The sequence below is a fragment of the Nocardioides sp. NPDC057767 genome (assembly GCF_042798275.1).
In the GTDB taxonomy this organism is placed as follows: Bacteria; Actinomycetota; Actinomycetes; order Propionibacteriales; family Nocardioidaceae; genus Nocardioides.
Genome location: NZ_JBHVKJ010000033.1, coordinates 19341 through 37210 on the forward strand (window position 1 = coordinate 19341; position 17870 = coordinate 37210).

The window sequence follows — 17870 nt, forward strand, 5'->3', positions numbered from 1 at the left end:
TGATTCGTGGCGCGAGCGTACCCAACTCTTGCCACTAACTATAGAGATAGGTAGTTTGTGACGAGCACAACACCTATCTCCATAGGGAGTTTCCCCATGACCGTCCTGGATTCCCCGCCGATCACCGCGGCCAGCAAGATCTTCAACTTCCCCCGCAACGCCTGGTACGTCGCGGCCTGGGACCACGAGGTGACCGCGAAGCAGCCGCTCGCCCGCACCATCGCCGGTGTGCCACTGGCCCTGTGGCGCAACAGCGACGGCCGTACGGTCGCGCTGGCCGACGCCTGCTGGCACCGGCTGGCACCGCTGTCGAAGGGCAAGGTGCTCGGCGACGAGATCCAGTGCCCCTACCACGGGCTGCGCTACAACTCCGCCGGCCGCTGCACGAGCATGCCCGCGCAGGAGACGATCAACCCGAGCGCGATCGTCCCGTCCTACCCGGTCGTGGAGCGCTATCGCTACGTGTGGGTCTGGGTGGGCGACCCCGACCTCGCCGACCCCGCCACCGTGCCCGACATGCACCAGATGGACTCACCGGACTGGGCCGGCGACGGCGAGACGATCTATGCGCCCTGCAACTACCAGCTGGTGCTCGACAACCTGATGGACCTCACCCACGAGGAGTTCGTGCACAGCTCGAGCATCGGGCAGGACGAGCTCTCCGAGGCCGAGTTCGAGGTCAGCCACGACGACCGCCACGTGACCGTGACGCGCTGGATGCGCGACATCGACGCGCCTCCGTTCTGGCTGAAGAACATGCGGGACAAGTTCCCCGGGTTCAGCGGGAAGGTCGACCGCTGGCAGATCATCCACTTCGAGGCACCCTCGACGATCTGCATCGACGTCGGCGTCGCCAAGGCCGGCACCGGCGCCCCCGAGGGCGACCGCAGCCAGGGCGTGAACGGCTTCGTGATGAACACGATCACCCCCGAGACCGCACGGACCTCGCACTACTTCTGGGCCTTCATGCGCAACTACCGCCTGGAGAGCCAGACCATCACGACCCAGCTGCGCCAGGGCGTCCACGGCGTCTTCGGTGAGGACGAGGAGATGCTCGCCGCGCAGCAGCGCGCGATCGACGCCAACCCGGACCACGAGTTCTACAGCCTCAACATCGACGCCGGCGGGATGTGGGTGCGCCGGATCCTGGACCGCATGCTGCAGGCGGAGGGTCTTCCCGCCGCCGCGGCTGCGAAGTGAGGCCGCCGCCATGGCAGTGAACACCCAGACCTGGTGGCAGCAGGGCCGCGTGGTCGAGACCTCCGACCTCGCCGAGGGCGTACGCCGCGTCGTGCTCGCTCCCGACCGCCCCGTCCACGCCGCGCCCGGCACCCACGTCGACCTCCGGCTCGACCTCGCCGGACACGTGCGCAAGCGGTCCTACTCGGTCGTCCGTTCCGAGGACGGCGGCCGCCGGCTCACCCTCGGCGTCCAGCTCGCCCCGTCGTCTCGCGGCGGGTCTCGCCACATGCACGGCCTCTGCGTCGGTGACGTCGTCGAGATGACCGGCCCGGTCCAGAGCTTCCCGCTCGGAGTCGGCGCCGACCGTTACGTACTGGTCGCGGGCGGCATCGGCGTCACCGCGCTGGTCGCGATGGCCGACGCGCTGCGCCGCCGCGGCGCGGACTACACGCTGGTCCTGGCCGGGCGACGGCGGGCCGTGATGGCCTACCTCGACGAGCTCGCCGAGACCCACGGCGACCGGGTCCGGGTGTTCGTCGACGACGAGGACGTACGCCTCGATGTCGCCGAACTGGTCGGCGAGATCGCCGGAAGCGCGGCCTCGGCGCGGACCGAGATGTACATGTGCGGGCCGATCCGGCTCATGGACGCGATCCGCCGTGCCTGGGCGGCCCATCAGCTGCCCGAGCCCAACCTGCGCTTCGAGACGTTCGGCAGCAGCGGCGACTGGGCGGCCGAGGACTTCGTCGTGCACCTCCCCCAGCTCGACCGCTCCGTCCGCGTCGGCAAGGACAGCTCGATGCTCGACGCGCTCGAGGACGCCGGCGTGGACGTGATGTGGGACTGCCGCAAGGGCGAGTGCGGGATCTGCCAGGTCAAGGTCCTCGACGTCAGCGGCCGGATCGACCACCGCGACGTCTTCCTGAGTCCTCGGCAGAAGGAGACCTGCACGTCCCTCTGCCTCTGCGTCGCCCGAGCCGCTCGCGGCGAGTCGGGGTCGGGCTCGGCCGACCCCGCCGCCGTGACCCTCCACCTCCCGTGAACCCCCACCCCGAAAGAGACCCGAGATGAACCTTCGTGCGCGCATCGACGCCGCGGCGATGACCCCCTACCAGTGGATGGTCGTCGCGCTCTGCGTCCTGCTGAACTGTCTGGACGGATTCGACGTGATGGCGATGGCCTTCACCGCCTCGTCCCTGACCGAGGAGTTCGCGCTGAGCGGCTCGGAGCTCGGCGTACTGCTGAGCGCCGGCCTGGTCGGCATGGCGGTCGGCTCGCTGGCGCTGGCGCCGGTGGCCGACGTCATCGGGCGCCGCCCGCTGATCCTGATCAGCGTCGGCCTCGCGACCCTCGGCATGCTGCTCTCCGCGGCCGCCCCGTCCGCCCTCCTCCTGGGCCTCGCCCGGGTGGTCACCGGCCTCGGCGTCGGCGGCATCCTGGCCAGCACCAACGTGATCGCGAGCGAGTACGCCTCGGCGCGCTGGCGCGGCCTGGCGATCGGCCTCTACACGGCGGGCTACGGCATCGGCGCCACCCTCGGCGGTGTCGCCGCGCGCGGCATGCTCGCCGACCTCGGCTGGCGCAGCGTCTTCGTCGCCGGCGGCGTCGCGACCGGGATCGCGCTCGTGCTCCTGGTCGTGCTGCTGCCCGAGTCGGTCGACTTCCTGGTCCAGCGCCGGCCGCGGCAGGCGCTGGAGCGGGTCAACCGGATCCTCGCTCGGCTGGGGCAGCCCGCGGTGGCCGCCCTGGAGGCCACGCCCCACCCCACCGGCCGCCGCCGCAGCGGCAACCCCGGGATCCTGCTGGGCACCGACCTGCGCCGCTCGACCCTGCTGATCTGGGTGGCGTTCCTGGCGACGATGTTCGGCTTCTACTTCGTCAACAGCTGGACCCCGCAACTGCTGGTCACCTCGGGGATGTCGGAGGCGGACGCGGTCACCGCCGGGATGATGCTGGCCCTGGGCGGCACCGCCGGCTCGGTGCTCTACGGGCTCGTCGCATCCCGGCTGGACAGCCGTCTGGTGCTGATCGGCTTCACCGTGCTGTCGGCACTGACGATGGTCGTCTTCATCACCAGCACCGCGCTCCTCACCGTCGCGCTGATCATCGGTGTCGTCGTCGGCGCGCTCATCAACGGCTGCATCGCCGGCCTCTACACGATCACCCCGGCCGTCTACGGCACCGAGATCCGCAGCACCGGCATGGGCTGGGCGATCGGCATCGGCCGCATCGGTGCGATCCTGTCGCCGATGCTCGCCGGGCGCCTGCTCGACTCCTCCTGGACCCCGGTCAACCTGTACGTCGGCGCTGCCGTCGTGGTCGCGATCTCCGCCGTCGCGCTGCTCTTCCTGCGGACCGGCCGGGCTGCTCGGCCGGTCCCGGAGGTGGCCTCCGTCTAGGGCGGGGCATCAGGTCTGGCGGATAGTCCAGGGAGTTCTCGTCGCTTTACTGGCCAGTAACCGACGGAAACTCCCTGGACTATCCCCCCGCCAGGGGTCCCCGCAACATCTCCGGCCGGAATCTCGGCCCGTCCCGGCTGCAACCGGGACGAGCCGTGAACCGTCTAGATCGGCGGAACGCCCGCTCGGGGCGTACGACCGACGAGGAGTCACCATGACCACATCCCGCATCCAGCTCCGCGCCGCCCTGGCGGCGACCGCCGTGGTCGGGCTGCTCGGCCTGGCCGGGTGCGGGAGCGACCCGGCCCCGACCTCCGGATCCCCGTCCGCCGCGCCGTCCTCCTCGGCTCCGTCCTCCGAGCCGCCCGCGACTCCCACCCCGGCCCCCTCCGAGGTCACGGTCTCCGCGACCCCGTCGGCCGAGCCGACGCCGAAGCTCGACTGGGGCGGCCCGCTGGCGCCCGGCGCATTCGGCAGGATCAAGGCCGAGGGCAACGTACGCACCCTGGTCGATGAGGGGTGGATGACCCGCGACAGCAGGCGCGAGAGCATCTGCGAGGGCAAGCACTGGCGGTGGGTCGAGCAGCTCGGCGACGGCATCGACGTCATCCACGACCAGCAGGGCGACATCGGCTCCTTCGGGATGAGCAAGCCCGTCCTCGAGACCGCCGAGGGCATCACCATCGGCGACACCCTCATGGTCCTCGAGGACACCTACGGGACGGGCTCCCAGAAGACCAACGACTACGGCCAGACGACCTGGGTCGTCCAGGACGGCAACCGCTGGATCGGCTTCCTCCTCTCCGGCAACACCCGGGACTCGAAGATCGAGTTCATCGAGGTCTCCGTCGGCCGGCAGCCCGGCCTCCTCCGCGACGGCTGCTGATCCCTACGCTCCGCTCACCTGCCCTCGACGTACGGTGGGGGTGACCGGATCCGTTCTCGTGGAGGTATCCCATGTCCCGTCGTGCAACCGCTGCCGCGCTCGCTGCCTGCGGCCTGCTGACCCTCGCCGCCTGCGGGGAGGGCGCAGACTCTGACTCCGATGACCGCAACGAGGTGAGCGCGAAGCTCGCCGATCCCGCCGGAAAGGAGGTCGGTACGGTCGAGATCGAGGAGGACGACGGGGCCACGCGGATCAGCGTCCGGGTGAGCGGCCTCTCGGCGGGCTACCACGGCTTCCACGTGCACACGACCGGCGAGTGCGAGGCCGACAGCGCGGCTCCTGACGACCCGTCGAAGACGGGTGACTTCCTCTCCGCGGGCGGCCATCTCAACCCCGACGACAGCGACCACGGCGAGCATCTCGGCGACCTGCCGGCGCTCCTCGTGAACGAGGACGGCACCGCCAGCCTGGAGTTCACCGGCCCGTTCACGCTCGACGACCTGCGGGACACGGACGGCAGCGCGGTGATGATCCACGCCGGCCCCGACAACTACGCCAACGTCCCGGAGCGCTACGCCCCCGAGGGCCCGGACGAGGACACCACCAAGACCGGCGACGCCGGCGACCGGATCGCCTGCGCCGTGATCGAGGCCGGCTGAGCGTCGTGAAATAAGAGGACGTACGCAGCGCCGGCCCGCAAACTGGGGCGGTGACCACCGAACTGACCCCCACCGACATGGCCCACCTGCGACGTTGCCTCGAGCTGGCGGCCGAGGCGCTGGCGGACGGCGACGGGCCGTTCGGGTCCGTCCTGGCCGACGGCACCGGCAACGCGCTCCAGGAGGGCCGCAACCGCGAGCACTCGACCGGCGACCCGACGGCGCATCCCGAGATCGAGCTCGCCCGCTGGGCGGCGATCCACCTCGACCCCGAGACCCGGGCCGGAGCCACGGTCTACACCTCGGGCGAGCACTGCCCGATGTGCTCGGCGGCGCACGGCTGGTCCGGGATCGGGCGGATCGTCTACATCGCCTCCTCCGAGCAGCTGACTCAGTGGCGGGCCGGCTGGGGCGCGGGAGAGTCGCCGGTGCGGGCACTGCCGATCCAGGAGGTCGCGCCGGCCGTCGAGGTCGTCGGACCCGTCCCCGAGCTGGTCGAGGAGATCCGCGCGATCCATCAGACGGCCGCGGGAGCCTGAACCTTAGGGTGACCCTCAACACACTATTCTTGCATTGACTGCAACTTGCACTCAGTGCAAGAATAGTGGCGTGCCCACCTCCGCCCCGCCTCCGAACGCCCGCGAGCGTCAGAAGCGGGAGCGTCGACTGGCGCTGATCGAGGCTGCTCAGCGACTGGTCGGCGAACGCGGGCTCGATGACGTCACCGTCGAGGAGATCAGCTCGGCGGCGGGGTTGTCGACGCGTACCTTCTTCAACTACTTCGACTCCAAGGACGACGCGGTTCTCGGCATCCAGGAGATCGAGCTGGATCCCGAGGTGCGCGCGCAGTTCGTCTCCGGCGGACCGTCGGGGCGGCTGATGACCGACCTGGAGACGCTGGTGGCGGGCTTCCTCAAGGACGCCGCCCCCAACATCGAGCAGGTCGAGCGGGCCATGCGGCTGCTGACCTCGGAACCCCGCCTGATGCAGCGGCACGTCGCCTGGCACCAGCGCGTCGTCGGCGAGTTCGAGGAGCTGCTCTCCGAGCGCCGCAAGGCCCGGCCCTCCCCTGTCGACGACGACACGATCGGGATGGTCGCCGGGCTGCTGATGCGGTCGAGCGCGCTCGCCTGGGCGCGGTCCGGCTACGAGGGCGATGCGGCGGCGCATCTGCCCGAAGCCGTCGCGCAGCTCCGCCTGCTCCTCGACGACTAGAACGACCAGCCGCAACCTCTCGGGACTCTCACGGCACACGGCACCCGTGTGTCCTCACCTCGTCAACGCCTGCCTGGAAGGTCCAACCCATGAGCCACACGGTCGCGCCCGACGCGCCCGACAAGCCGCTGGTCGTGCTGACGCCGCGTACGATCTGGCTGATCTTCGGGGCCCTGATGGCCTCGATGTTCCTCTCCTCCCTCGACCAGACGATCGTGAGCACGGCGATGCCGACGATCGTCGGGGAGCTCGACGGCGTCGCCCACCAGGGGTGGGTGATCACCTCCTACATCATGGCGATCGCGATCGTGATGCCGCTGTACGGAAAGTTCGGTGACCTGTGGGGTCGCCGCTGGCCGTTCCTGGTCGCCGTCGCGCTGTTCACGCTCGGCTCGCTCTTCGGCGGGATGGCGCAGACGTTCCCGGAGCTGGTCGCCGCCCGCGGTCTCCAGGGGCTCGGCGGTGGTGGACTGATGATCCTGTCCCAGGCGATCATCGCCGACATCGTGCCGGCCTCCGAGCGTGGCAAGTACATGGGTCCGATGGGTGCGCTCTTCAGTATCTCCGCGGTGATCGGGCCGCTCCTCGGAGGCTGGCTCACCGACGGCCCCGGCTGGCGCTGGACCTTCTGGATCAACGTCCCGGTCGGCGTCATCGCGCTGGTCGTGGCCTGGTACGCCCTGAAGCTGCCCTCGCACCGCTCCGGCCGGCCGGTCGACTGGCTGGGGATCATGTTCATGGTGCTCTCCACCTGCGGCATCGTCCTGCTGACCTCGTGGGAGTCGCTCGGCCACGACGGCTACGACTGGTCCTCGCCGCAGCTGCTCGGCGTGCTCGTCGGCACCCTGGCCTCGGTGGCCGCCTTCATCGTCGCCGAGACCCTCGCGCCCGAGCCGCTGATCCCGCTGCGGCTCTTCAAGAACCCGACCTTCACCGTGACCACGCTGATCGGCCTGGTGCTCGGCATGGGCATGTTCTCGGCGATGGCGATGCTGCCGACCTTCCTGCAGATGTCGACAGGCGCCTCGATCACCGGCTCCGGGCTGCTGATGCTGCCGATGATGGCCGGGCTGATGCTGACCGCGATCGTCTCCGGCATCATGATCTCCAAGACGGGTCGCTACAAGATCTTCCCGATCGTCGGGCTGCTCGTCACCGCCGCCGGGATCGCCTGGATGACCACGATCACCGGCGACATGTCCATGGTCGTCTTCGGGCTGATGATCTTCGTGCTCGGCGCCGGGATGGGCCTGGTCATGCAGACCATCGTGCTCGCCGTCCAGAACGCCGTCGACCCGCACGAGCTCGGCACCGCGACCTCGGCGAACAACTTCTTCCGGGAGATCGGTGCGACCGTCGGCACCGCACTGTTCACGACCGTGTTCACCACGCGGCTGACCGACAACTTCGAGGGCCTGGCCGCGAAGATGGCCTCGGCGGGGTTGATGCCGGCCGACGGGGCCGGGTTCTCCGGCGACAGTCTCACCCCGGCCGCGGTCGACAACCTGCCCGAGCCGCTCCACGGCTGGGTCGTCGACGCCTTCACCGAGGCGCTCGCTCCGGCGTTCTGGTACCTCGTGCCACTGGTCCTCCTCGGTTTCGCCCTCGCGCTGTTCCTCAAGGAGGTCAAGCTCTCCGACGAGGCCGGCATGGTCGCCCGCGGGGAGGCCGTCGCCGGCTGAGGGTTCCTTGACGCTCGCCGTGGCAGGGGGCATTCTCCTCTCACGGCGAGCGTCTGTTCGGGGGACGTGCGCAGCTCTCGGAAAGGCACGCCATGTCTGCTCGCGCCCTGCCGGTCTCGATCGCGACGGTGTCCGCCCTCGTCGCCGGTCTCCTGCTCGGGGTCACACCGGCATCGGCGGCCCCCGCGCCGGCCGAGGACATCGTCCTGGAGACGCTCTCCAACCGGGCCGACCTGATCTTCGACGGCAACGCACTGGTGCGGGTCACCGTGCCGAAGGGCGCCGACCCGGATGACCTGAAGGTCACGCTGACCGGCGGTCGTGACGTCACCGCAGCCTTCGCCGAGCGGCCGAACGGCGAGATCGAGGGCGTCGTACGCGGCCTGCGGCTCGGACCCAACGAGCTGACCGCGCGTCTGCCCGACGGCCGTGGCGCCCGACTCACGATCACCAACCACCCGCGGGGCGGGCCGATCTTCTCCGGACCGCAGCTGCAGCCCTGGCGTTGCCAGCCGACCGCGACGGACGCGCAGTGCAACCAGGAGCCGACGATCAGCTGGCTCTACAAATCGACAAATCCACTGCTCGACGGGCTCCGGCCGTACGACCCGGAGAACCCACCCGGTGACGTCGCGACCACGACCACCGACGAGGGCGTGACGGTGCCGTTCGTCGTGCGTGTGGAGACCGGCTACCAGAACCGCGACCAGTATCGGATCGCCGTGCTCTGGCAGCCCGGCGAGCCGTGGCAGCGATGGCGCCCGCAGGAGCAGTGGAACAACAAGCTGTTCATCCCGCACGGCGGCAGCTGCGGGGTCGACCACGAGGTCGGCACCGCCCCGACCACCGACTACGCCGGCACCTTCGACCTCGGTATCCCGGTCGTCTCCGACGCCCTCGGCGACAGCCCGACCGTCGCGCTCGGCCGCGGCTTCGCGATGCTCTCGACCGCGCTGGCCAACACCGGCCACAACTGCACCGTGACCAGCGAGGCCGAGTCGCTGATGATGGCCAAGGAGCATCTCGTCGAGACGTACGGCGACCTGCGCTACACGATCGGCAGCGGCTGCTCCGGCGGGTCGATCGCACAGCAGACGATCGCCAACGCCTACCCGGGGATCTACCAGGGCCTGGTCGTGACCTGCTCCTACCCCGACTCGCTCTCGCCGGGCCTGCAGTTCTCCGACTACCACCTCCTCCGCAAGTACTTCGAGAGCTCCGGACGGCTCACCGACGGCAAGTTCTGGAACCCGCTGCAGTGGGCGGCGGTCGAGGGCCACCTGCTGCCGCTCAACGCGGTCACCGCTGACGAGGGGCTGTTCAAGCAAGCGGTCATGCCGACCCACCCGTGCGCCGGGATCAGCGACCAGGAGCGCTACCACCCCGCGACGAACCCCGGCGGCGTACGGTGCTCGATCATCGACGGCGCGATCAACGTCTTCGGCCCGCGGCCGGAGAGCGTGTGGACGGAGCAGGAGAAGCAGATCGGGCGTGGCTTCGCGGGCTCGCCGCTGGACAACACCGGCGTGCAGTACGGCCTCGAGGCGCTCCGGTCCGGGGCGATCACACCCGAGCAGTTCGTCGACCTCAACGAGAAGATCGGCGGACTCGACATCGACGTCCAGCCGCGGCCTCAGCGCTCCGTCGCCGACCCGGCGGCGCTCACCAACGCCTACCGCAGCGGCATGGTCAACACCGCCAGCAACCTGTCCGAGGTGGCGATCATCGACCACGGCGGGCCGGATCCGGGTCTCGCCCACGACGCCCGCTGGGCGTGGGCGATGCGCGACCGGCTGAGCCGGGAGCAGGGGCACGCGGACAACCAGGTGATCTGGTACGGGGTGACGCCTCTCATCGGCGATCCGAGCTACTCCAAGGAGGCGCTGCTCGCGATGGACCGGTGGCTGGCCTCGGTCGAGGCCGACGACCGCTCCGTGGCGCTGGCCGACAAGATCGTCCAGGACCGCCCCGGCGACCTGCACGACCGGTGCACCCAGACCCAGGGCGTCTCCAGCGAGGACGGCCTGTTCCTGCCGGTCGCCGACCCGCTCCTGGACGACCTGACGGGTGGCGCTCTCGACGGTCTGAACGGCGCCGTCAACCCGGTCCTGGATCCCGCGCTCAACCTCGTCGTCGACCCGGTCTCGGACCTGGTCTGCGGTCTCGGACCGGTCAGCGACCTGGTCAAGACCGACTTCGCGACCCCACGGATCGTGGCCGGCGACAACAACTACTCCGACAACGCCAAGTGCCACCTGAAGCCGCTGCGCCGCACCGACGACTACGGCGCGTTCGGCCTCAGCGACGCGCAGTGGTCGCGCCTCGTGGCGGTCTTTCCAGACGGGGTCTGCGACTACAGCAAGCCGGGTGTCGGGTTCACGAAGACGGAGCCTTGGCTCACCTACCAGGAGGCCGACGGATCGGTCGTCTACGGAGGTACGCCGCTGGGCCGGGCGCCGCAGTCGGCGCCGTTCGGTCGCGCGCACGACAATTGACCGGCAGCACGCGCCGGGTCGGCGCTAAGGTCACCGCCATGCCTTCCCCCGAGCCGACCTTCGTCCTCGTCCACGGCGCCTTCGCCAACTCGTTCTCGTTCGCACCGCTCCAGGCCGAGCTGGCGCTGCGCGGGTTCCGTTCGCTGGCGGTCGACCTGCCCGGCCACGGCTTCGGAGCGACGTTCCCCGCGGCCTACCAGGCGCCCCAGGACCTCGCCGCGCTGGCGTCCGCACCGGGCGGCATCAGGGGCGTCACCCTCGCCGACAACGTCGCTCACCTGGTCTCGGTGCTCGAGCGCGTGAAGGCGCACGGCCCCGTGGTCGTGGTCGCGCACAGCCGTGGCGGGATCACCCTGACCGCGGCCGCCAACGCCCGCCCGGACCTGATCGACCAGATGGTCTACGTGTCGGCCTGGGCCCCGGTGGAGCTCGATGCGGTTGCGTACAACGCGGAGCCGGAGATGGCCTCCTTCGACGCCTCCGCGCTGATCGGCGCGGCCGCCGCGAACCCCGCCGACGTCGGCCTGTTGCGCTGCAACTTCCGCACCGCCTCCACCGAGGTCCTCGCCGGCCTCAAGCACGCCTTCATGGCCGACGGCACCGACGACGAGTTCCGTACGTTCCTCAACACCTTCCAGCCCGACGAGAACCTCGACGCCGGTGGACCGGACGACCGCGCGCAGGCCTCGACGTGGGGCACCGTCCCCCGCGCCTACGTACGCCTCAGTGAGGACGTCAGCCTGCCGCCCGCCATGCAGGACCGGCTGATCCGCGAGGGCGACGCCCTCACCCCGGACAACCCGTACGCCGTCCACACCCTCGCCTCCAGCCACCTCCGCTGGCTCGTCCACCCCGCACCGGCCGCCGACCTCCTCGCGGAGATCGCCGCCGGCTGACCGGCCGCTCAGACGGGACTCACCACGGCACCGGCCCGTCGGCGTCGACGAACGTCCCCGACGGGGCGTCGTCGGCAAGGGTCGCGGCACGGTGGACGACCTCGGCGGCCTGGTCCGCCGTGGTGGGTGCGTTGTCCCGGTTGATCGGGGTCAGGTCGGTCTGCACGAATCCCGGACACACCGAGGTCACCTTGATGGGCGTATCGGCCAGCGCCTTGGCGAGCGCGATGGTCACGTTGTTCAGCGCGGCCTTGGAGGACTGGTAGGCCGGCACGACCATGCCGTAGTAGGGCGACTCCGGGTCGGTCTGGTCGGCGAGGGATGCCATCGTGGTCGTCACGTTCACGATGCGCCCCGCCTCGCTCTTCCGGATCAGCGGCAGGAACGCCTCCAGGACCGCGACCGCGCCGAGCAGGTTGGTCTCGTAGGTGGTGCGGAACATCTGCAGGTCGACGACCTCGGCCGGATCGGCGTTGGTCGCCTCCGGGAGGACGCCCGCGTTGTTGACCAGCACGTCGAGCCGACCGTACGTCGCCGCGACCTGGTCGGCGGCGCGATGCACGCTGTCCCTGTCGGTGACGTCCAGCTGGAGCGCGGACGCCGAGTGGCCCTCGCGGGTGAGCAGTTCGACAGCGGCATCGAGGTCTTCGGTGCGGCGCGCGGTCAAGATGACGTGTCCGCCGCTCCGGGCCAGACGGCGTGCGGTGGCCTCGCCGATCCCGCGGCTGGCTCCGGTGACAAGGGCGACCTTCATGGGCTTCCCATCGTTCGAGTTGGTTGTGTCATGAACCATTCAACGGGTCTCAGGCGCCGGTTTCCGGCGGTAATCGGACGTCGCAGGACACCCTCCGTCCACGGACTAGGTCATTTGTCCAGGACTCTTGACCCAGTGATCTCGGACCCTGCATCCTCCTGCTATGACAAGGGTCACGTGGAGGACGGCAGCGACTGCTGCGCTGGTGGCGGTCACCATCGCCGGACCTGCGACGGTGTCGCCGCCGTCGGGAAGGGCGAGCGCCGCGGCACCACAGACCGCCGAGAGGCCCGGCGACTTCCTCGTCGGCCGCGGCATCGCCGACGTCACGGGCGAGGTCGCCGAGGCCGGGATGATGGGCTACGCCGACCTCGGCCAGGTCAGCAGCGGCCTGCACATGCGCCAGCGCTCCCGGGCCTTCGTGATCGCCGACCCGCGGTCGGGCGAGCGCGTGGTCCACGTCCTCGCCGACGCCGGCATGATCTTCCAGAGCGTCCGCGACGCCGTGCTGGCGAAGCTCGAGCAGCGCTTCGGCGAGACCTACACCGAGCGCAACGTGATGCTGACCGCGACCCACACGCACGCGGCGCCCGGCGGCTTCTCGCACCACACCCTCTACAACATCACCACCCTGGGCTACCACGGCAAGACGTTCCGCGCGCTCGTCGACGGGATCGTCGCCTCGATCGAGCGGGCGGACGCCGACCTCGCCCCCGCCGGCCTGAGCGTGTCGACGAGCGAGCTGACCAATGCCAACGTGAACCGCTCGAAGACGGCCTTCGACCGCAACCCGGAGGCCGACAAGGCCCACTTCCCGGGCGGTGTCGACACCCGCAGCACCACCCTCCAGGTCCATCGTGACGGCGAGCTCGACGGGGTGATCAACTGGTTCCCGGTCCACGCGACGAGCATGTCGACCGACAACACCCTGGTCAGCCCCGACAACAAGGGCTACGCCGAGTACGCCTGGGAGCGGCTCGCCCGCGGTGTCGACTACGTCGAGGACAGCGACGACCCCGGGTTCGTCGCGTCGTTCGCGCAGACCAACTCCGGCGACATGTCGCCGAACCTCAACCTGCGCCCCTCCGACGGCCCGACCACCGACCAGTTCGAGAACACCCGGATCATCGGCACCAGGACGTACGACGCAGCCCGGCGCGGGCTCGACGACGACCGCGCGCTGGGTGGCGGAGTCGACTCCCGGATCGTCTACGTCGACCTGGCGAACACCGCGGTGCGTCCCGAGTTCACGCCCGACAGGAAGCCGCACACCACCTGCCCGGCCGCGCTCGGCGCGGCGTTCGCGGCAGGCAGCACCGAGGACGGGGGCGGCGGACTGCCGATCTTCAAGGAGGGCAAGGACGGCGGCAACCCGGCGGTGGCGGCGATCTCCGAGGCGCTCTACACGGCGAGCCCGGAACTGCGCGCCTGCCAGGGTTCGAAGGAGATCCTGCTCCCGGTGGGGGCGCTCGACATGGTGCAGCAGAAGCTGCCGGTCCAGCTGGTCCGGATCGGCGACCTCTACCTCGTCGGCGTCCCCGCCGAGGTGACCGTCGTCTCCGGCCTGCGGCTGCGGCAGGCGGTCGCCGAGGCGGTCGGCACCGACATCGACCACGTGCTCGTGCAGGGTTACGCCAACGCCTACGCGCACTACCTGACCACGCCGGAGGAGTACGACGCCAAGGAGTACGAGGGCGCCTCGACGCTCTTCGGACGCTACGAGCTTCCGGCGTTCATGCAGACCGCGGCCGACCTGGGCGCCGCTATGCGGGACGGGGTCGACGTCCCGCTCGGGGAGAAGGAGCGCGACCGCAGCGCCGAGCAGTTCCCCTCGCTCCAAGGCGCGGTGGTGGCCGACGCGCCGCCGCTCGGGAAGGGCTACGGCGACGTGCTGACCGCGCCGGCCGCGACGTACCGCCCGGGCGAGCAGGTGAGCGTCACCTTCGCCGGTGCGCATCCCAACAACGGACTGCACCACGGGGGCAGCTACCTCACGGTCGAGCGCCGGGTCTCGACAGGCTCGACCACCGAACCGCGCTGGGAGCGGATCGCCGACGACAGCGACTGGTCGACGAAGCTGCACTGGGAGCGCTACGGTATCGCCGCCTCGAAGGTGAGGATCACCTGGGACGTACCTGACGACGTGGCGTCCGGGAGCTATCGGATCCGCTACTTCGGCGATGCCCGCAGCCTGCTCGGGACCGTCCGATCGATCAGCGGCACCAGCCCGACGTTCTCGGTGGTGGGCCGATGAGGTCCGCAGCGGTGGGCGTCGCGGCGGTGTGCGCGGTCGCCGCCACGTTGCTGCCCGGCCCGGCGGCCTCGGCCGTGCCCCCACCGCCCGACCTGAGCATCCTGACCCACAACGTCGCGATGCTGCCGACGATCCTGGGCGGGAAGGCCAACGGCACCCGGGCGGACCTGTTCGCCGAGGCCGACCACCTGCGCGGGCACGACGTGGTGGTGCTCGAGGAGGCGTTCGACAACAAGCCGTCGGACACCCTCAAGTCCCGCCTGGCGAGCCAGTATCCCCACCAGACGCCCGTGCTCGGCCGCTCCCGGTCCGGCTGGGACGAGACCCTGGGGTCCTACTCGTCCCTGACCCCCGAGGACGGCGGCGTGACCATCCTGAGCACGTGGCCGATCACGCATCGGGTCCAGTACGTGTACGCCGACGGCTGCGGCGCCGACTGGTTCGCGAACAAGGGCTTCGTCTACGCCCGCCTCGACGTCGACGGCCGACCGGTGCACGTGGTCGGCACCCACGCCCAGGCCGAGGATCCCGCCTGCTTCGGCAGCGGCGCGGACGTCCGCGCCGAGCAGTTCGCCGAGCTCGACGGCTTCCTCGACGGGCTCGCGATCCCGGCCGACGAGCCGATCGTGATCGCCGGCGACCTCAACGTCGTCAAGGACTCCCCCGAGTACGCCACCATGCTGACCGCCCTCGACGCCACCGCCCCGGCCTTCGCCGGACATCCCTACAGCTGGGACCCGGAGACCAACCCGCTGGCGAGCTCGGGCGGGCGCGAGCAGCTCGACTACGTGCTGTTCCGGCGCGGGCACCCGCAACCTCGCGGCTGGACCAACACCACGCTGACGCCGACATCGCCGCCGTGGACCCACGACGGGACGACCTACACCGACTACGCCGACCACTACCCGGTCCTGGGAGGGACATCGTGACCTGGCAGAACTGGGCAGGCACCGAGCGGGTCACGCCCGCGCGCGTGATCGCACCCGCCACCACCGACGAGGTGGCGGCCGTCGTCAAGGAGGCCTCCCGCGACCGGCTGAAGGTCCGGATGGTCGGCTCGGGGCACTCGTTCACGGGCGCGGCCGTCGCGCCCGGCGTACAGCTGCGGCCGGACCGGCTCGACGGGATCCACGCCGTCGACCGCGAGTCGGGGCTGGTGACGGTCGACGCCGGCATCCCGCTGCACCGGCTCAACCCGATCCTGGCCGGACACGGGCTGGCGATGGAGATCCTCGGCGACATCGACCGGCAGACGCTGGCCGGGGCGATCTCGACCGGCACCCACGGCAGCGGTTCCGCGTTCGGCAGCATCTCGACGCAGGTACGCGCCCTCGAGCTGGTGCTCGCCGACGGGTCGGTCGTGCAGTGCTCGGCAGCCGAGCGGCCCGAGCTGTTCGAGGCCGCACGGGTCTCGTTCGGCGCGCTCGGCGTGATCACCAAGGTGACGCTGCAGTGCGTGCCGATGTACGCGCTGCGCGCCGTCGACGCGGCCGCGCCGCTGGAGGAGGTGCTCGACGGCGTCGACGACCTGGTGGCCGGCAACGACCACTTCGAGTTCTTCTGGTTCCCGCACACGACCACCGCGCTCACCCGGAAGTTCCAGCGGCTGCCCGGTGACACCGAGCTGCGCCCGATGAGCCGTTTCGTCCGCACCCTCGACGACAGGATCGTCACCAACATCGGCTTCGAGGCGATGCTGCGCGTGGGCACCCGCTACCCGCGCCTGGTCCCCGGGATCACCCGGTTCGTGACCAAGGCGATCTCCGCACGTGACTTCACCGACCTGGCTCCGAACGTGTTCGCCTCCGAGCGGGACGTACGTTTCCGGGAGGGTGAGTACTTCGTGCCGCGCGACGCCCTCGTGCCCGCGCTGCGCGAGCTGAAGCGGTGGGTCGACACCCACGACGAGGCGGTGTCGTTCCCCTTCGAGGTCCGGTTCGTACGCCACGACGACATCTGGCTCTCACCGGCCTACGAGCGGGACTCGGCCGTCGTCGCCTTCCACCAGTACCACCGGATGCCGCACGAGCGCTGGTTCGGCATCTGCGAGGAGGTGCTCGGCGCCGCCGGAGGCCGTCCACACTGGGGCAAGATGCACCGGCTCGACGCGGCCGGGCTGCGTGAGGTCTATCCGCGCTTCGACGACTTCGTCGCGCTCCGCGACCGGCTCGACCCCACCGGCATCTTCGCCAACCCCTACCTGGACCGTGTGCTCGGCCCGGCCCCGGAGGCCCAGCGATGAATCTGGCCCAGCGCTCCGGTCCCGTCCGCACGCCGTGGCCGGACCTGCTCGCCGCGACCGCGCACCTGGACCCGCCGTTCGCCGTCCTCGACGTGGCGGCGTTGCGCACCAACGCCCATCAGCTGGTCCGCCGTGCCGCCGGGAAGCCGATCCGGGTGGCCAGCAAGTCGATCCGGGTGCGCTCGGTGATCCGGGATGCCCTCGCGATCCCCGGGATGTCCGGCATCCTCGCCTACACCCTGCCCGAGGCGCTCTGGCTGGCCGAGGAGCACGAGGATGTCGTGGTCGGCTACCCGACCATGCACCGCGAAGCGCTCCGAAAGCTCGCAAAGGACGAGGAGCTCGCCTCCCGGATCACCCTGATGGTCGACAGCCCTCGGCATCTCGACCTGACCACCGAGGTCGTCGGACCGGACGGCCCGCCGATCCGGATCTGCCTGGAGCTGGACGTCTCGCTCCGGCTCGCGGGCGGCCGGCTCCACCTCGGCGCCCGCCGCTCCCCCGTGCACACGCCCGAGGACGCCGCCGCGCTGGCTCGCCAGGTGGTGGCCCACCCGCGCTTCCAGCTGGTCGGCCTGATGGGCTACGAGGGCCAGATCGCGGGCATCGGCGACAACCAGCCGAGCCTGAGCCGCTTCGCCGTCCGGGCGATGCAGCACCGGTCCGCCGCCGAGCTCGCCGAGCGTCGCGCGGCCGCGGTCGCCGCCGTACGCAGCGTGGCGCCGCTGGAGTTCGTCAACGGCGGCGGCACCGGCAGCCTCGAGCTCACCGCGGCCGAGCCCGCCGTCACCGAGGTCGCCGCCGGGTCCGGGCTCCTGGCACCGCGCCTGTTCGACTTCTACACCCGCTTCCACCCCCAGCCCGCGGCGTACTTCGTGCTGTCGGTCGTACGCCGCCCCTCACCGCAGCACGCCACGGTCCTCGGCGGCGGCTGGATCGCCTCCGGCGCCGCCGGCAAGGACCGGCTGCCGACGCCGGTGTGGCCGCAGGGGCTGTCGCTGGTCGACCGTGAGGGCGCCGGCGAGGTGCAGACGCCGCTGGTCGGCGACCGGGTCGACGACCTCGACATCGGTGACCACGTATGGTTCCGGCACACCAAGGCCGGCGAGCTGTCCGAGCACGTCGACGAGATGGTGCTCGTCGACGGCGACCGCATCGTCGACGTGGTGCCCACCTACCGCGGTGAGGGCAAGACCTTCCTCTGAC

General features: G+C 70.7%; 15 protein-coding genes. 14 read left to right on the forward strand and 1 reads right to left on the reverse strand.

The window, feature by feature from the left end; genetic code table 11:
- The first annotated feature begins 96 nt into the window (after positions 1-96).
- The 10 genes from ACFVDI_RS17675 to ACFVDI_RS17720 all read left to right on the forward strand — a co-directional run bounded on the left by ACFVDI_RS17675 (position 97) and on the right by ACFVDI_RS17720 (position 11414).
- Positions 97-1200 carry a Rieske 2Fe-2S domain-containing protein gene (locus tag ACFVDI_RS17675; RefSeq protein WP_378907338.1) on the forward strand — a complete coding sequence of 368 codons (1104 nt, stop codon included), beginning with the start codon at positions 97-99 and terminating at the stop codon, positions 1198-1200.
- A gap of 10 nt (positions 1201-1210) precedes the next feature.
- On the forward strand, positions 1211-2224 hold the full coding sequence (locus ACFVDI_RS17680) for a PDR/VanB family oxidoreductase (protein WP_378907341.1): 1014 nt from the start codon (positions 1211-1213) through the stop codon (positions 2222-2224).
- A 25-nt stretch (positions 2225-2249) separates the two neighbouring features.
- Positions 2250-3581 carry an MFS transporter gene (locus ACFVDI_RS17685; protein WP_378907344.1) on the forward strand — a complete coding sequence of 444 codons (1332 nt, stop codon included), beginning with the start codon at positions 2250-2252 and terminating at the stop codon, positions 3579-3581.
- Between the two features lie 214 nt (positions 3582-3795).
- Positions 3796-4467, forward strand: a complete 672-nt coding sequence (locus ACFVDI_RS17690) for a hypothetical protein (protein ID WP_378907346.1) — start codon at positions 3796-3798, stop codon at positions 4465-4467.
- Between the two features lie 71 nt (positions 4468-4538).
- A complete protein-coding gene (locus tag ACFVDI_RS17695) occupies positions 4539-5126 on the forward strand; it encodes a superoxide dismutase family protein (protein WP_378907349.1) in 588 nt (195 codons plus the stop codon).
- Positions 5127-5176: 50 nt separating this feature from the next.
- A complete protein-coding gene (locus ACFVDI_RS17700; protein WP_378907351.1) occupies positions 5177-5665 on the forward strand; it encodes a nucleoside deaminase in 489 nt (162 codons plus the stop codon).
- A 70-nt stretch (positions 5666-5735) separates the two neighbouring features.
- Positions 5736-6341 (forward strand): TetR/AcrR family transcriptional regulator, encoded by a 606-nt coding sequence (locus tag ACFVDI_RS17705; RefSeq protein ID WP_378907354.1) that lies wholly within the window; start codon positions 5736-5738, stop codon positions 6339-6341.
- Positions 6342-6430: 89 nt separating this feature from the next.
- Positions 6431-8023 (forward strand): MDR family MFS transporter, encoded by a 1593-nt coding sequence (locus ACFVDI_RS17710; RefSeq protein WP_378907356.1) that lies wholly within the window; start codon positions 6431-6433, stop codon positions 8021-8023.
- A 92-nt stretch (positions 8024-8115) separates the two neighbouring features.
- Positions 8116-10518, forward strand: coding sequence for a DUF6351 family protein (locus ACFVDI_RS17715; protein ID WP_378907358.1), 2403 nt, complete (start codon positions 8116-8118; stop codon positions 10516-10518).
- 38 nt (positions 10519-10556) lie between these two features.
- Positions 10557-11414 (forward strand): alpha/beta hydrolase, encoded by an 858-nt coding sequence (locus ACFVDI_RS17720; protein ID WP_378907360.1) that lies wholly within the window; start codon positions 10557-10559, stop codon positions 11412-11414.
- A gap of 19 nt (positions 11415-11433) precedes the next feature.
- Here ACFVDI_RS17720 and ACFVDI_RS17725 read toward each other — a convergent pair whose 3' ends face one another.
- Positions 11434-12168, reverse strand: a complete 735-nt coding sequence (locus ACFVDI_RS17725; protein WP_378907363.1) for an SDR family oxidoreductase — start codon at positions 12166-12168, stop codon at positions 11434-11436.
- A gap of 163 nt (positions 12169-12331) precedes the next feature.
- On the opposite strand from ACFVDI_RS17725, the gene ACFVDI_RS17730 reads away from it, so the two are divergent.
- From ACFVDI_RS17730 to ACFVDI_RS17745, 4 genes are read left to right on the forward strand one after another with little or no spacing between them, the layout of a single operon-like run.
- Positions 12332-14422, forward strand: a complete 2091-nt coding sequence (locus tag ACFVDI_RS17730) for a neutral/alkaline ceramidase (RefSeq protein WP_378907366.1) — start codon at positions 12332-12334, stop codon at positions 14420-14422.
- A complete protein-coding gene (gene sph / locus ACFVDI_RS17735) occupies positions 14419-15351 on the forward strand; it encodes a sphingomyelin phosphodiesterase (RefSeq protein ID WP_378907369.1) in 933 nt (310 codons plus the stop codon). The genes ACFVDI_RS17730 and sph overlap by 4 nt, the downstream gene beginning before the upstream one ends.
- The gene (locus ACFVDI_RS17740; protein ID WP_378907372.1) at positions 15348-16664 is read left to right on the forward strand and encodes a D-arabinono-1,4-lactone oxidase; all 1317 of its coding nucleotides are present in this window, start codon (positions 15348-15350) and stop codon (positions 16662-16664) included. Before sph ends, ACFVDI_RS17740 begins: the two co-directional genes overlap by 4 nt.
- The gene (locus ACFVDI_RS17745; RefSeq protein WP_378907375.1) at positions 16661-17869 is read left to right on the forward strand and encodes an amino acid deaminase/aldolase; all 1209 of its coding nucleotides are present in this window, start codon (positions 16661-16663) and stop codon (positions 17867-17869) included. Before ACFVDI_RS17740 ends, ACFVDI_RS17745 begins: the two co-directional genes overlap by 4 nt.
- Position 17870 lies beyond the last annotated feature (1 nt).